General features: G+C 74.9%; 11 protein-coding genes. 3 read left to right on the forward strand and 8 right to left on the reverse strand.

All coding sequences use genetic code 11. The annotated features are described in order from the left end of the window. Window positions 1–44: 44 nt before the first annotated feature. The 7 genes from murD to rsmH form a co-directional block, all read right to left on the reverse strand. Window positions 45–1,475, reverse strand: a complete 1,431-nt coding sequence (gene murD, locus ACIP60_RS26295; RefSeq protein WP_400688408.1) for a UDP-N-acetylmuramoyl-L-alanine--D-glutamate ligase — start codon at window positions 1,473–1,475, stop codon at window positions 45–47. Further along, window positions 1,472–2,533, reverse strand: coding sequence for a phospho-N-acetylmuramoyl-pentapeptide-transferase (gene mraY, locus ACIP60_RS26300; protein WP_400688410.1), 1,062 nt, complete (start codon window positions 2,531–2,533; stop codon window positions 1,472–1,474). Before mraY ends, murD begins: the two co-directional genes overlap by 4 nt. Further along, window positions 2,530–3,933 carry a UDP-N-acetylmuramoyl-tripeptide--D-alanyl-D-alanine ligase gene (murF, locus tag ACIP60_RS26305; RefSeq protein WP_400688412.1) on the reverse strand — a complete coding sequence of 468 codons (1,404 nt, stop codon included), beginning with the start codon at window positions 3,931–3,933 and terminating at the stop codon, window positions 2,530–2,532. The genes mraY and murF overlap by 4 nt, the downstream gene beginning before the upstream one ends. Further along, window positions 3,930–5,573 (reverse strand): UDP-N-acetylmuramoyl-L-alanyl-D-glutamate--2,6-diaminopimelate ligase, encoded by a 1,644-nt coding sequence (locus ACIP60_RS26310; protein WP_400688414.1) that lies wholly within the window; start codon window positions 5,571–5,573, stop codon window positions 3,930–3,932. The genes murF and ACIP60_RS26310 overlap by 4 nt, the downstream gene beginning before the upstream one ends. Window position 5,574: 1 nt before the next feature. Then, window positions 5,575–7,773: a penicillin-binding transpeptidase domain-containing protein gene (locus tag ACIP60_RS26315; RefSeq protein WP_400688416.1), complete on the reverse strand. Its 2,199-nt coding sequence runs from the start codon at window positions 7,771–7,773 to the stop codon at window positions 5,575–5,577. Continuing rightward, window positions 7,770–8,246, reverse strand: coding sequence for a cell division protein FtsL (locus ACIP60_RS26320; RefSeq protein ID WP_400688418.1), 477 nt, complete (start codon window positions 8,244–8,246; stop codon window positions 7,770–7,772). Before ACIP60_RS26320 ends, ACIP60_RS26315 begins: the two co-directional genes overlap by 4 nt. A 126-nt stretch (window positions 8,247–8,372) precedes the next feature. Beyond that, window positions 8,373–9,341, reverse strand: coding sequence for a 16S rRNA (cytosine(1402)-N(4))-methyltransferase RsmH (gene rsmH / locus ACIP60_RS26325; RefSeq protein ID WP_400688420.1), 969 nt, complete (start codon window positions 9,339–9,341; stop codon window positions 8,373–8,375). An 822-nt stretch (window positions 9,342–10,163) separates the two neighbouring features. On the opposite strand from rsmH, the gene ACIP60_RS26330 reads away from it, so the two are divergent. From ACIP60_RS26330 to ACIP60_RS26340, 3 genes are read left to right on the forward strand one after another with little or no spacing between them, the layout of a single operon-like run. Beyond that, window positions 10,164–11,111 (forward strand): AAA family ATPase, encoded by a 948-nt coding sequence (locus ACIP60_RS26330; RefSeq protein ID WP_400688633.1) that lies wholly within the window; start codon window positions 10,164–10,166, stop codon window positions 11,109–11,111. Window position 11,112: 1 nt separating this feature from the next. Next, a complete protein-coding gene (locus ACIP60_RS26335; protein ID WP_400688422.1) occupies window positions 11,113–12,438 on the forward strand; it encodes a DUF58 domain-containing protein in 1,326 nt (441 codons plus the stop codon). Beyond that, window positions 12,435–14,924, forward strand: a complete 2,490-nt coding sequence (locus ACIP60_RS26340) for a transglutaminaseTgpA domain-containing protein (protein WP_400688424.1) — start codon at window positions 12,435–12,437, stop codon at window positions 14,922–14,924. Before ACIP60_RS26335 ends, ACIP60_RS26340 begins: the two co-directional genes overlap by 4 nt. 86 nt (window positions 14,925–15,010) lie before the next feature. On the opposite strand, the gene ACIP60_RS26345 is transcribed toward ACIP60_RS26340, so the two are convergent. Next, window positions 15,011–15,388 carry a DUF3040 domain-containing protein gene (locus ACIP60_RS26345; RefSeq protein ID WP_100835807.1) on the reverse strand — a complete coding sequence of 126 codons (378 nt, stop codon included), beginning with the start codon at window positions 15,386–15,388 and terminating at the stop codon, window positions 15,011–15,013. Between the last annotated feature and the right edge of the window lie 109 nt (window positions 15,389–15,497).

Consider the following 15,497-nt stretch of genomic DNA (forward strand, 5'->3'; position numbering starts at 1 on the left):
CCGGGCGGCGGACTACCCGCGGGCGCGACCTCGTGGTGCGTGCTTCAGGGCTGCAGGGCCCGGACGGCGGCGGCGAACGCGTCCCCGCGCTCACCGTAGTTGGTGAACATGTCCATCGAGGCGCAGGCCGGTGCCAGCAGGACGGTGTCGCCCTTCTCGGCGGCGGCGGCCGCGGCCGCGACGATCGCGGTCATCGCCCCGGCGCCAGTCTGGCCCGGGGCCGGCTCGAAGACCGGGACCTGCGGGGCGTGTCGCTCCAGCGCCTCGCGGATCAGCTGCCGGTCCTGGCCGATCAGCACGGCGGCCCGCAGCCGGGGGGCGGCGGCGGCGACCAGCTCGTCGAAGGTGGCGCCCTTGGCCAGGCCGCCGGCGATCCACACCACCGGCCGGTAGGCCGCCAGCGAGGCGGCGGCGGCGTGGGTGTTGGTGGCCTTGGAGTCGTCGACGTAGCCGACGCCGTCGATCTCGGCGACGTGCGCGATCCGGTGCGCGTCGGGCGTGAAGGCGCGCAGCCCGTCCCGGACGGCCTTGGCGTCCACGCCGTAGGCGCGGGCCAGCGCGGCGGCGGCCAGCGCGTTGGCGACGTTGTGCGGGGCGGGCGGGCGCACGTCGGCGACGGTGCCGAGCTCGGCGGCGGCGTTGGCCCGGTCGGCGACGAAGGCCCGGTCGACCAGCAGGCCGTCGACCACGCCGAGGTGGGAGACGGCGGGGGCGTCCAGGCCGAAGCCGATCGCCCGGCAGCCCTCCTCGACGTCGGCCTCGCGGACCAGCGCCTCGGTGGCCGGGTCGGCCAGGTTGTACACGCAGGCGACCTGGTTGCCCTGGTAGATCCGGCCCTTGTCGGCGGCGTACGCCTCCATCGAGCCGTGCCAGTCGAGGTGGTCGGGCGCCAGGTTGAGCACCGCGCCGGAGTGCACCCGCAGCGAGGGCGCCCAGTGCAGCTGGTAGCTGGAGAGCTCGACGGCCAGCACGTCGTACGGCTCCGCGGCGAGCACCGCGTCCAGCACCGAGACGCCGACGTTGCCGACGGCGGCGGTGCGCCTGCCCGCGGCGGTGAGGATCGAGGCCAGCATCTGGACGGTGGTGGTCTTGCCGTTGGTGCCGGTGACGGCCAGCCAGGGGGCGGGCTCGCCGGTGGCGGGGTGCGGGGTGCGCAGCCGCCAGGCGAGTTCGACGTCGCCCCAGACCGGGACGCCGGCCGCGGCGGCGGCGGTGAACAGCGGGCTGTCGGGGGCCCAGCCGGGCGAGGTGACGATCAGGGCGGTGCCGTCCGGCAGGCTCGCGCCGTCGCCGAGGCGGACGGCGACGCCCTGCTCGGTGAGGGCGGCGGCCTTGGCGGCGAGGCCCGGGCCGTCGCCGCCGTCCACCACGGTGACGTGCGCGCCGAGCCCGTGCAGGACGCGGGCGGCGCTGACCCCGGAGAGGCCGAGTCCTGCGACGACGACCGGAAGGCCGGCCCACTCCGGGTTGTTCATCCGGTCACCCACCCCGCGTAGAAGAGTCCGAGTCCGACGGCGACGCACAGGCCCTGGATGATCCAGAACCGGACCACGATCAGGACTTCGCTCCAGCCCTTGAGTTCGAAGTGGTGCTGGAGCGGCGCCATCTTGAAAACGCGCTTGCCGGTCATCCGGAACGACCCGACCTGGATGATCACCGAAAGGGTGATGATCACGAACAGGCCGCCGAGGATGGCGAGCAGCAGTTCGGTGCGCGAGACGATGGCCAGGCCGGCCAGCGCGCCGCCGAGGGCCAGCGAGCCGGTGTCGCCCATGAAGATCTTCGCGGGCGAGGTGTTCCACCACAGGAAGCCGAAGCAGGAGCCCATCAGGGCGGCGGCGACCACGGCGAGGTCCAGCGGGTCGCGGACGTCGTAGCAGGAGGCGGTGGCCTTGATCGCGTAGGCGCAGTTCTGGCCGTGCTCCCACAGCCCGATGAAGGTGTAGGCGCCGAAGACCATCACCGAGGCGCCGGTGGCCAGGCCGTCCAGGCCGTCCGTCAGGTTCACGCCGTTCGACATCGCGGCGATCATGAAGTAGGCCCAGATGACGAACAGCACCGGGCCGATCGCCCACTTGAAGTCCTGCACGAAGGACAGGTGGTCGGAGGCCGGGGTCAGGCCGCGGCTGTCGCTGAACTGCAGGGCCAGGATGGCGAAGGCCAGGGCGACGAAGGACTGGCCGAGCAGCTTCGCCTTGGCCCGCAGGCCCAGCGAGCGGCGCTTGACCACCTTGATGTAGTCGTCCAGGAAGCCGACCAGGCCCAGGCCCGTGGTCAGGAACAGCACCAGCAGGCCGGAGGCGGTGGGCATTTCGCCCGTTATCGCCTTGGTCCCGAAGTAGGCGATCAGTGTCGCCAGGATGAAGGCGATGCCGCCCATGGTGGGCGTGCCGCGCTTGCTGTGGTGCGCCTTGGGGCCGTCGTCGCGGATGTACTGGCCGTAGCCGTGCTTGGCGAGCAGCTTGATCAGGGCGGGGGTGCCGAGCAGGGTCAGCACCAGGCCGATCATGCCGGAGAAGAGGATCTGCTTCACTTCGCGGCACCGTCCGCGAGCAGCGCCTCGGCGACCTTCTCCAGACCCACCGAACGGGAGGCCTTCACCAGGACCACGTCCCCCGGCCGCACCTGACTGCGCAGCAGCTCGATCGCCGCGTCCGCGTCGGACACCAGCACCGACTCCTCACCCCACGAACCTTCGTTCCTCGCGCCCAGTTCCATCCGGGCCGCCTCGCGTCCGCCGACCGCCACCAGCTTGGTGATGTCGAGCCGTACCACGAGCCTTCCGATGGTGTCGTGCTCGTCGAGGCTGTCCTCGCCGAGCTCCCGCATCTCACCGAGCACCGCCCAGGTGCGGCGGCGCTCCGGGCCGGTGCCCGCCATCGTCGCGAGGGTCCGCAGCGCGGCCCGCACGGACTCCGGGTTCGCGTTGTAGGCGTCGTTGACGACGGTGAGGCCATCGGCCCGGTCGACCACCTCCATGCGCCAGCGGGACAGCGCACCCGCCTCGCTGAGTGCTTCGGCGACGCGGTCGACGGGCATCCCGAGCTCCACCGCCACCGCTGCGGCGGCGAGGGCGTTCGAGACGTGGTGCTCACCGTACAGGCGCAGCCGCACGGGTGCGGAACCGGCCGGGGTGCTGAGCGTGAACTGCGGCCTGCCGGTGGCGTCCAGGCGAACGTCGGTGGCCCGGACGTGGGCGTCCGGGGACTCGCCGAACAGCACCACCCGGGCCTTGGTGCGGCTGCTCATCGCGCGCACCAGCGGGTCGTCGGCGTTGAGGACGGCGACGCCCTCGGGCGAAAGGGCCTCCACCATCTCGCCCTTGGCCTCGGCGATCGCCTCGCGGGAGCCGAACTCGCCGAGGTGGGCGGTGCCGATGTTGAGGACGAGTCCGACGGTGGGCGGGGTGATGCCGGTCAGGTACTCGATGTCGCCCTTGTGCCGGGCGCCCATCTCCATCACCAGGTGACGGGTGGTCGGGGCGATCCGCAGCGCGGTCAGCGGGTGGCCGATCTCGTTGTTGTGCGAACCGGCCGGGAAGACCGTCTCGCCGTGCTCGGAGAGCAGTTGGCCGATCAGGTCCTTGGTGGAGGTCTTGCCGGCCGAGCCGGTCAGGCCGACGATCCGCACCCCGTCGGCGCGGGCCACCACGGCGCGGGCGAGCCGGCCGAGCGCGACCACCACGTCGTCCACCAGGATCGCGGGCACGCCGACGGGCCGGGTGGCGAGCACCGCGACCGCGCCGTCGGCGACGGCCTTCGCGGCGAAGTCGTGGCCGTCGACGCGCTCGCCGGCCACGCACACGAACAGGCCGCCGGGCTCGATCTGCCGGTTGTCGGTGACCACCGCGCCGGTGATCGGCGCCTGCGGGTCCGCGCCGTCGAGCGTCCCGCCGACGGCCTGCGCGGCCTCGGCCAGGGTGAGAGAGATCATCGCTCCGCCTCCATCAGCTGCTCAATCGCGACCCGCAACACCTGGCGGTCGTCGAACGGGCGGACCTCGCCCTTCACGTACTGGCCCAGTTCGTGGCCCTTGCCGGCCACCAGCACGGTGTCCCCGGTGTGGGCCCGGGCGACGGCCAGGGCGATCGCCTCGCCCCGGTCGGGGACGGCGAGCACCTCGCCGCGCTCCTCCTCGGGCACCTCGGCGGCACCGGCCAGCATGGTGGCCAGGATCGCCAGCGCGTCCTCGGAGCGCGGGTTGTCGCTGGTGAGGACGGCGGTGTCGGCGAGCCGGGCGGCGATCGCGCCCATCGGCCCGCGCTTGTACGGGTCGCGGTCGCCGCCGCAGCCGACCACCACGTGCAGCCGGCCCTTGGTGACCTCGCGCAGCGAGGCGAGCACGGCGCTGAGCGCGTCCGGCTTGTGGGCGTAGTCGACCACGGCGACGTAGTCCTGCCCGGCCTCGACCTTCTCCAGCCGGCCGGGCACCCCGGCCACCGCGGCCACGCCCGCCACCGCGGCGTCCAGGTCGATCCCGGCGGTGACCAGCGCGGTGATCGCGCCCAGCGCGTTGGCGACGTTGAACGGGCCGGGCAGCGGCACCGCGGCGTCGGCCTGCTCGCCGTTCGGGCCGAGCACCCGGAACGTCGAGCCGGACGGGCCGAGTTGGACGTCGACGGCGCGCCAGTCGGCGGCCGGGTCGCCGGACGCGGAGAAGGTGGTCATCGGGATGCGGGCCTCGCCGGCCAGCCGGCGGCCGTAGGAGTCGTCCCGGTTGGCGACGCCCCGGCGGGACTTGCCCTCCTGGAAGAGCCGGGCCTTGGCCCGGTAGTAGTCCTCCATGTCGGGGTGGAAGTCGAGGTGCTCGGGCGTCAGGTTGTTGAACAGCGCGACGTCGTAGACCACGCCGTCGGTGCGGCCGTACACCAGCGCGTGGCTGGAGACCTCCATCACCACCGCGTCGGCCCCGGCCTCGCGCATCACGCCGAGCACGGCGTGCAGTTCGGTGGCCTCGGGGGTGGTGCGCTCGGACTTGATCCGCTCCTCGCCGACCCGCATCTCGACGGTGCCGATCACGCCGGGCAGCCGGCCGGCCCCGCGCAGGCCGCCCTCCACCAGGTAGGAGGTGGTGGTCTTGCCGTTGGTGCCGGTCAGGCCGATCATCAGCATGCTCTCGCTGGGCGCCCCGTAGACCGCGGCGGCCAGCGGGCCCATCGCCTCGCGCGGGCTGTCCACCACCAGCAGCGGGACGCCGGCGCCGGCGGCCAGTTCGGCCCCGGCCGGGTCGGTGAGCACCGCGACCGCGCCGGACGCCGCCGCGCCGGCGGCGAACGCCGCGCCGTGGTGGTTGGCCCCGGGGAAGGCCACGTAGACGTCGCCGGGGCGCACCGCCCGGGAGTCGTGGGTGACGCCGGTGACCTCGGGGCCCTCCTGGGGGGCCAGGCCGAGCAGCCGGGCCGCCTCGGCGAGGGGCAGCGCCGCGGTGCGGCGGGGGCGGGGGGAGCTCGCGGGGGTTTGATCGGGTTTCGGCACGGCCGGAAGGCTATCGGCCCCGCGCCCCCCGGGGCCAAACCGGGCCTGCTCCGTGACGCTGCTCACAGGGCGCTGCGCGCGCCGGGGGGTGTCGCTCATCTCAGGGTTTCCAGTCGACGGGCAGGTTCGGCGCCTCGCTGCCGCTCGGCGGGACCTGGAGGGTCTTGAGGGTGAACTCCATCACCTGCTTGAAGACGGGCCCGCACAGCTGCCCGCCGAAGTGCCCGTTGACCGGGTCCTGGATGACGCAGGAGACCGTCACCCGGGGCTGGTCGGCGGGCGCGAAGCCGATGAAGGAGGCGGTGTACCCGGAGTACTTGCCGGTCTTCGGGTCCACCCGGTTGGCGGTGCCGGTCTTGCCCGCCACCCGGTAGCCGGGGATCTTCGCGGTGGTGCCGGTGCCCTGCTCGTCGGTGACGACGGACTCCAGCATCTCGGTCAGCGTCTTGGCGGTGCGCTCCGAGACCACCCGGTTCTGCGCCCCGGCCGCCGCGGGCGTGAAGGCGCCGTCCGGGCCGGTGGTCCCGGCCAGCAGACCGGGGGCGACCCGGACGCCGCCGTTGGCGATGGTGGAGAACACCGAGGTGGCCTGCAGGGCGTTCACCGACAGGCCCTGGCCGAACGGGATGGTGTACTGCTGCGAGCCGCTCCAGTCCTCGGGCTTGGCCAGGATGCCGCGGGTCTCGCCGGGGAAGCCCAGGCCGCTGGGCTTGCCGATGCCGAACCGGTCCAGGTAGTCGGCCAGCACCTTGTTGGACTCGGCCTGGGTGGCGCCCAGGTGCTCGGCCGCCTCGATGGTGCCGATGTTGGAGGACTTGGCGAGCACGCCCGCCAGGGTCAGGTACCAGGTCTCGTGGTCCACGTCGTCGTGGAACACCCGGTCCGAGCGCTGGAGCGTGTTGGGCACCTCGACGTGGGTGTCCCAGTCGGCCTTGCCGGTGTCCAGCACCGCCGCCATGGTCATCAGCTTCGCGGTCGAGCCGGGCTCGTACGCGTCCTGGAGGGCCGGGTTGCCGAGCTGGTCGGCGCGGGCCGAGGAGAGGTCGTTCGGGTCGAAGCCGGGCGAGGAGGCCATCGCCAGCAGCTGCCCGGACTTCACGTCCTGGACGATCACGTAGCCCTTCTCCGCCCCGGCGTTGGCGACCTGGTCGGTGATGGCCCGCTGGGCGGCCCACTGGACGTCGGGGTTCACGGTCAGCCGCAGGTCGGTGCCGGGCACCGGGTCCTGCCGGGCGCCGCCCGCGGTGGCGACCCGGTTGCCGCCCGCCGAGGCGTACGTGGAGTGGCCGTCCTGCCCGGCCAGCAGCTGCTGGTACTGGAGCTCCAGGCCGCCGGTGCCGACGCCCTCCGCGTTGACGAAGCCGACCAGGTTGGCGCCCAGGCCGCCCGCCGGGTAGCTGCGCCGGGTCGACTGCTCCCAGAACATCCCGGCCAGCGGGTTGACGCAGGCCGCGTCCAGGAACTGCCGGCCGCCCTTGTCGGCGGGCTTCTTGAGCAGCTGCACCTGGGCGCGGCAGGCCGCGGTGTCCACCTGCTTGGTGAGTGAGGACTTCAGGTCGGCGATCTGGTTCTTCGCCTCCGGGGTCTGCCGGGCCATCACCAGCGCGTACTGGCTCTTCGGGTTCTTGCTGTTCAGGTGCAGCTTCTCGGCCAGCTTCTCCTTCGGCTGCCCGAGGATCGGCGCGAGCAGCGCCGCGGCCTGCTCCGGCGCGTCCGGCAGGTGGGTGGCCTCCGGGGTGAACATGGTCGGGTCGGCGGTGATGTCGTACGCGTCGACCGAGGTGGCCAGCACGGTGCCGTCCGCGGCGGTGATCGAGCCGCGCTCGGCGGGCAGTGCCACCCGCACGTACTTGTTGGCGCCCGCGGCGGCGGCCAGCGCGTCGGAGTCCAGCAGCTGCAGCTGCACCAGCCGGCCCGCGAAGATCGCGAACACCAGCAGCAGGGAGACCGTCACCAGCCGCAGCCGGCGGCGCGGATCGGCCAGCTTGATGGTCCGCGACCCGGACGGGGCGGGGCGGCGCGGCGCGGCCGGGCGGCGGGCCGGGCGGGTGCCCGGGCGCGGCGGGGCGACCTCGCGGTGCCCGGCGGCGCGCGGCCGGGCCGGGCGGGCGGGGGCGCCGTCGGCGGCGCGGCGCGGTTCGGCGACCCGGCGGCGCGGCGGCTGCTGCTCGGTGGGGCGGCGGCGCGGCGGCTGTTCGGCGGGGCGGCCCGAACCGGCCCGGCCGGCGGCGGAGCGGCCCGAGCCGGAGCCGGGCGGGGTGCGGCGCGGGCGGGGCGCGTCCCCGGGCGGGCGGCTCACCGCTGCGCCCCGGCGGACGGGCTGCCCGAGGGGCTGCCGGAAGGACTGCCGGACGCGGCACCGGCCGGCGGGGCGGGCGCGAGGTCGATGCCCGGGTCGCCGGGGCTCGGGCTCGCGCCGGGCGAGGCGGCCGGGTCGGAGGGCGCGGCGCTGCTGGGGCGCGGCACCGGCGGCTTGTCCTCGGCGGCCCTGGCCTTGCCGGTGACCGAGCCGTCCGGGTTGAGGAAGACCGGGTCGCCGCCGGCCACCATGCCGAGCTCGCGGGCCCGCCGCTCCAGCGCGTCGGGCGCGGACTGCTCGGCGATCTGCTGCTGCAGGGTCTGCTGCTGGTCGGTGGCCTCGGTGGTCTGCCGCTTGAGCCGGGAGAGGGTGAACGATCCTTCGTTCAGGGCGGTGTTGAGCATCAGCAGGCCGAGCAGCCCGGCCGACAGCAGGGTGACCACCAGCACCGCGAACGGGGTGCGCCCCCGCATCGAGCGCGCTCCGGGCCGGACGGTGATCCGCGCCCTGCCCCCCTGCCCGGGGACGCTCCCCCGGGTCCGCTCGCCGGCCACCGGCACCGCTCCACTCCCCTTCGCTCCGCTGCTCCCGGCGGCTGGCTACCTCCGGGTCCGTCTGATCCTCTCCGCCACGCGCAGCCGTACGGGCGCGGCGCGCCGGTTCTCCTCGATCTCCTCCTCGGTGGCCAGTTCGGCACCGCGGGTGAGCAGTTTCAGCCAGGGCTGGAGCTCCTCGGGGATCACCGGCAGGCCCGGCGGGGCGGTGGAGGTCGCGCCCGCCTGGAGGTACTGCTTGACCAGGCGGTCCTCCAGCGACTGGTAGGACATCACCACGATCCGGCCGCCCACCGCCAGGGCGTCCAGCGCGCCGGGGACGGCCCGGTCCAGCACCTCCAGCTCGCCGTTGACCTCGATCCGCAGCGCCTGGAAGGTCCGCTTGGCCGGGTTGCCGCCGGTGCGCCGGGTGGCCGCCGGGATGGCGTTGCGGACCAACTCCACAAGACGAGCGCTGGTGGTGAACGGTTCCCGCTCGCGTTCCCGCAGAACGGCGGAGGCAATCTTCCCGGCGAACCGCTCCTCGCCGTACACCTTGAGGATGCGGGCCAGGTCGCCGTGGCTGTAGGTGTTGAGGACCTCGGCGGCGGAGATGCCGCGGGTCTGGTCCATCCGCATGTCCAGCGGGGCGTCCTGGGCGTAGGCGAAGCCGCGGTCGGCCTCGTCCAGCTGCATCGAGGAGACGCCGAGGTCGAACAGCACGCCCTGCACCTCGGGGACGTCCAACTCGTCCAGGACGCGCGGGATCTCGTCGTACACGGCGTGCACCAGGGTGGCCCGGTCGCCGAACCGGGCCAGCCGGGCGGCGGAGAGCTCCAGGGCGCGCGGGTCGCGGTCGACGGCGATCAGGCGGACGTCCGGGAAGCGGGTCAGCAGGGCCTCGCTGTGGCCGCCCAGGCCCAGGGTGGCGTCCACCACGACGGAGCCGGGCGCCGAGATCGCCGGGGCCAGGGCGTCCAGGCAGCGCTCCAGCATCACCGGGATGTGCCGGGGGGCGGGGCTGTCGGTACTCATACGGGGGCGGGGCCCTTCCTCAGGTGCGGTGTGGCCGGGCCATTCTCGCGCACCGGGCCGGCCGCGCCGCACACCGCCCGTGGTCCCCGCCCGCTCGCTCGGGGAAGGAGCGACCGCCCGGCACCGGGGAAGGTGCGCCAGGTGGGCACGGAGCGGGAGGAGGCCGCGGGCTGCGTGCGGGACGGCCGGCCCGGCGCGGAGAGCGGCCCGACCGCCCGTCCGCCGGGCGCCGTCCGCCGTGCTCCACTGCGCCTGCAGCCTATCGTCCGCGCCCCGTCAGTCAACGTTCCGCTCCGGCGCACCACCCGGCCGGCGGTATCGGTTCGCGCAGGTCGGACGGGTGGCCGGGCCGCCCGGGGGCCGGGGCGCGAGGGCGGGCCCCCGCGCCGGGTGAACCGGGGCGGAGCCGTCCGAACGGGCCCGGGGGCCGGGACCGCGGCGGTGCACCGCTCCGGGCACCCGCGCCGCGGTGGACGCCGGCGTCCGGCGGGTGCGCACCCCGCCGTTCCCGCCGCGCACCGGCGGCGTCCGGGGCTCCGGGTCCGACCTGCGCACCGGCCCGCTGCGGGAGATCCGCCGGGGCCGGGCGAAACCGCCCGGGCCGGCCGCTCGTCCCAAACCGGGACAGCCTTCGCGTCTCGCCCGGCCGGGTGACTTCTGGCCGTGGGACAGGGAAGAATGCGCCAGGTATTCGGGGTGGGCCGGGCTCGAACCAGCCGCCCGGCGACTGTGCAACATGGGAGCGTACGGGTGACGACGATCAGCGGGCAGGGCACGGACCAGCCGGAGCCGGACCGGTACGACCGGCGGGAACCGACCGGTCTGGCGGAGCTGGCGGCGGTGGTCGACCGGGTCCGGAAGTCCGTGGAGAGCGTGATCGAGGGCAAGCCGGAGGCGATCCGGATCGCCCTGACGGTGCTGCTCGCCGAGGGCCACCTGCTGCTGGAGGACGTACCCGGCGTCGGCAAGACCATGCTCGCCAAGACGCTGGCCCGCTCGGTGGACTGCACGGTCCGCCGGATCCAGTTCACCCCGGACCTGCTGCCCTCCGACGTCACCGGCACCAACGTGTTCGACCAGCACCAGCGGGACTTCGAGTTCCGGCCCGGCGCGATCTTCGCCCAGATCGTGGTCGGCGACGAGATCAACCGGGCCTCGCCGAAGACCCAGTCCGCGCTGCTGGAGTCGATGGAGGAGCGCCAGGTCACCATCGACGGCACCACCCACGAGCTGCCCTCGCCGTTCATGGTGATCGCCACCCAGAACCCGGTCGAGATGGAGGGCACCTACGCCCTGCCCGAGGCCCAGCGGGACCGCTTCATGGCCCGGATCTCGATCGGCTACCCCAGCGCCGAAGCCGAGTTCGCGATGCTCGACCTGCACTCCGCGGCCAACCCGCTGGACGACCTCCAGCCGGTCGCGCACGCCGCCGACCTGCTCAAGCTGATCGACCTGGTGAAGACCGTCTACGTGGCCGACCCGGTCCGCCGCTACGCCGTCGACCTGGTCGCCGCCACCCGCACCACCTCCGAACTGCGGCTCGGCGCCTCCCCCCGGGCCACCCTGCACCTGGTCCGGGCGGCCCGCGCGCACGCCGCCCTGGACGGCCGCGACTACGTGCTCCCGGACGACATCCAGGCGCTCGCCGTCCCGGTGCTGGCCCACCGCCTGCTCCCCACCTCGGAGACCCAGCTGAGCCGCCGCACGGTCGAGCAGGTGGTGCTCGACCTGGTGGCCCGACTGCCCATCCCGCGCCCGCAGGGCCGCTGAGGTGGCGCGCCCCGCCCGCGCCTCCGGGGTGCGCGCCGCGCTGCGCGGACTGACCACCCGGGGGCGCTCCTTCCTCGCGGCCGGCGCGACCGCCGCGGTCTGCGCGTTCGTGTTCGGCCAGACCGCGCTGCTCCAGGTCGGCGTGCTGCTGGCGGCGCTCCCGCTGGCCGCCGCCGCGCTGCTGGTGCGCACCCGCTACCGGGTGGCCTCCGGCCGCCGGCTCAGCCCGCAGCGGGCCGCGGCCGGGCAGGAGGCCCGGGTGCACCTGCGGCTGGACAACGTCTCCCGGGTGCCCACCGGCCTGCTGCTGCTGGAGGACAAGGTCCCGTACGTGCTGGGCCCGCGCCCGCGCTTCGTGCTGGACCGGGTCGAGCCGCGCGGCTTCCGCGAGGTGTCCTACCGGGTCCGCTCCGACCTGCGCGGGCGCTACCCGCTGGGCCCGCTCCAGCTGCGGCTGTCCGACCCGTTCGGGATGTGCGAGCTGACCCGCGCGTTCAGCACCGCCGACGTGCTGACCGTCGTCCCGCAGGTCCAGGACCTGCCGCCGGTCCGGCTGCCCGGCGAGTCCGGCGGGCAGGGCGACTCCACCACCCACACCCTGGCGCTGGCCGGCGACGACGACGTCATCCCGCGCGAGTACCGGCACGGCGACGACCTGCGCCGGGTGCACTGGAAGTCCACGGCCCGGTACGGCGAGCTGATGGTCCGGCGCGAGGAGCAGCCGCTGCAGGCCCGCGCCACCGTGCTGCTGGACACCCGGGAGGCCGCGCACCGCGGCTCCGGCCCGGCCTCCTCGTTCGAGTGGGCGGTGTCCTGCGCCGCCTCGGTCGCCGTCGACCTGGTGCAGCGCGGCTACCGCACCCGGCTGCTCACCGACACCGGCTTCTCGGTGCCCGGCCAGGGCGCCGGCGGCGGGGCGGGCGCCGCCGAGTCCGTCGGCCTGCTGCTGGACGCGCTGGCCGTGGTCGAGCACTCCGACGGCGGCACCCTGGCCCGCGCCGAGGAGGTGCTCCGGCTGGGCGGCGAGGGCCTGCTGGTCGCGGTGGTCGGCGAGCTCGACGAGGAGCAGGTCGAGCGGCTGGCCCGGCTGCGCCGCCGCACCGGCGGCGCCGTCGTCCTGCTGCTGGACACCGGCACCTGGTCGGGCCTGCGGCACCTCTTCCCGGAGAGCGCGGACGAGCCGGCCGCCGCCCGGGTCGCCCGGCTGCGCGAGTCCGGCTGGACGGTGCTCCCGGTCCGGGCCGGGGACTCGCTGCCCGCGCTGTGGCGGGCCGCGGACCGCACCCAGAACACCACCGTTCCCTACCGAGACGAGGTCGGCGCGTGACCACCCGGGCCAAGTTGACGCTCTGCGCGGCCCTGGCCACCGCCCTGGCGGCGCTGTGCCTGTCCCCGCTGTTCCAGGACCCGTTCGCGCTCGCCCCGCACGGCCTGCTGCTGATCGCCGTCACGGCCGGCGCCGGGGCCGGGCTGCGCGCCCTGCCGCTGCCCCGGGCGCTGGTGCCGCCGCTGCAACTGCTGGTCGTGCTGTACGTGCTGATGCTCACCACCGTGCAGTCCTCGATGAGCTTCGGCGTGCTGCCCGGCCCGGGCGCCCTGGACGCGGTCTCCACGCTGCTGAGCAGCGGCGGCGACGACATCCAGGCGTACGCGATCCCGGCCCCGGCCAGCGACGGCCTGCGGCTGATCGTGGTCGGCTCGGTCGCCCTGGTGGCCGTCCTGGTCGACACCCTGGCGGTCACCTACCGCCGGGCCGCCGCCGCGGGCCTGCCGCTGCTGGCCCTGTACTCGGTCTCCGGCGGCCTGGCCGACTCGCCCGGCGGCATGTGGCTGTGGTTCCTGTTCGGCGCCGCGGGCTTCCTCGCCCTGCTCTACACCGAGGGCCAGGACCGGCTCACCCGCTGGGGCCGGGTCTTCCACGGCGCCGGCCGCTCCGCCACCGCGCTGTCCAACGGCGGCCGCCGGATCGGCGTGATCGCGCTGGCCGCCGCCGTGCTGGTGCCGGTGTTCGCCCCCGCGGTCGGCCCCGGCCTGTTCGGCGGCCTGGGCGGCCACGACGGCGCGGGCGGCGGCAGCGGGAGCGGCAAGGGCGACGAGCGCTCGCTCAACCTGGTCGTCGCGCTCACCGCCAACCTGCGCTCCAACGACGACACCCCGCTGCTGAGCTTCTCCACCGACGCGCCCGACGCCGACCAGCTCTACCTGCGGATCGCCGCGCTCAGCGAGTTCAACGGCCAGGAGTGGCTGCCCGGCCAGCAGAGCCCCCAGGCGCTGCCCACCACCATGCCCGCCCCCGAGGGCCTGGCCCCGAACCTGCCCACCACCTCGGTCCGCACCAAGGTCACCGTCTCCGAGCAGCTGAGCACCGCCTGGCTGCCGATGCCGTACCCGATGTCCTGGCTGGAGCTGCCGAACACCGCGGACTGGCGCTTCGACCCGCAGGGGCGCACCGTCAGCGGCATCAACGGCCAGAAGAGCAAGGGCCTGACCTACTCGGTCGGCTCGGTCGACGTCAACGCCACCGCCGCCCAGCTGCGCTCCGCCGGCCCGGCCCCCGACGACATCGCCAAGCGCTACCTGGACCTGCCCGCCAACCTGCCGTCCGTGGTGGCCGACACCGCCCGGGACGTCACCAGGGGCAAGGACACCCCGTACGACCGGGCCGTCGCCCTCCAGCAGTACTTCACCAGCGGCGGCTTCACCTACAACACCAAGATCGACGCCCGCACCGGGCCGGACGCCATCGCCAAGTTCCTCCAGGACAAGGAGGGCTTCTGCGTGCACTTCGCCGCCACCATGGCCGCGATGTCCCGCTCGCTGGGCATCCCCGCCCGGGTCGCGATCGGCTTCACCCCGGGCACCGGCAACGGCACCGACCGGGTGGTCCGCAGCTCCAACTACCACGCCTGGCCCGAGCTGTACTTCAGCGGCTACGGCTGGATGCGCTTCGAGCCCACCCCGAACCGGGGCAGCACCCCGCTGTACTCCGTCCAGCAGGCCGCCCCCACCAACACGCCCAGCGCCGCCCCCAGCAGCGCCGCGCCGACCGGGCAGCCCTCCGCCCAGCCGTCCTCCTCCAGCAGCTGCCCCCCGCAGCAGCAGCACCGGATCGGCGACTGCGCCGACGAGGCCGCGCTGACCGTGCACCGGGACACCGCGGCGCCCTGGTGGCGGAGCTGGCCGGCCCTGCTCACCGCCGCCGCCGTCCTGCTGCTGCTGGCCGCGCTGGCCTTCCCGATGCTCTGGCGCACCAGGCTGCGCCGACGCCGCCTCGGCGCCGGCCGCCACCTGGCCGGCGCGGACGGGCCGCGGCTCACCGACCAACAGGTGCTCGCCGCCTGGGCCGAACTCGTCGACTCCGCCTGGGACCTGGGCATCCCCCCGGACGAGGCCCGCACCCCGCGCGGCGCCGCCCGCCGGCTCGCCGAGGACGCCCGCCTCGACCCCGACGCCGCGGCCGCCGCGGGCCGGGTCGCCCTCGCCACCGAGCGCGTCATGTACGCCCGCGAGTCCGACGCGCCCGCCCACCTCGGCGGCGACGTCCGCACCGCCCGCGCGGCCCTGCTGGTCCGGGCCACCCGCGCCCGCCGGCTGCGCGCCCTGCTGCTGCCCGCCTCCGCGGTGCGCCTGTGGTGGCGCGCCCAGGACCGCGCAGCGGCCCGCCGGGAGCGCACCGCCGAACGGGTGGCCGCGCTCCGGGCGGCCGTGGCCGGGCCGTTCCGGCGCCTCGGCCGGAACGGCGGGAGCGGCAAGGACGCCGGGAACGGCAAGGACGGCGGGAACGGCAAGAGCGGCGGGAACGCGAACGGCTGAGCGCCGGAGGGCGCACGCGCAAGGGTCCGCCCCGGGAGAGGAGCTCTCCCGGGGCGGACCCTTTCACGTTGCGTTTCCGGTCGCTGCTACAGGCCGCTCTGTTCGTCGCGGCGCCGCTGCCAGCGCTGTTCCATTCGGTCCATGACGCCGGTCTTCCGGCGTGGCGGTGGCGCCTGCCGTGGACCGTGCCCGGCCGGGCCGCGCCGCCACGCGGTGACCGCGAGGACCGCACAACCAAGCATGACCAGGAACCCGACGACACTGACCCAGATGACCTGCGTGACCAGGCCGCCCATGAGCAGCGCGATGCCCGCCACGAACCCCGCCACGGCCAGGTAGACCCGCCGACGGGTGTAGGTGCGCAGGCCGGTTCCCTCGAGCGCTGACGCGAACTTGGGATCTTCGGCGTACAGCGCTCGCTCCATCTGCTCGAGCAGTCGCTGCTCGTGCTCCGAGAGCGGCACGGAGTCCTCCTACTCGTCGGTCGCGGGGCGACCGGTCCGCCACCCCTGGCTCGGGCCTGTGTGGTCCATATGCCCCACCGGTCTGGCCGTCATGCTTACCGGCTTTACC

The organism is Kitasatospora sp. NPDC088783, assembly GCF_044750705.1.
GTDB lineage: Bacteria > Actinomycetota > Actinomycetes > Streptomycetales > Streptomycetaceae > Kitasatospora > Kitasatospora fiedleri.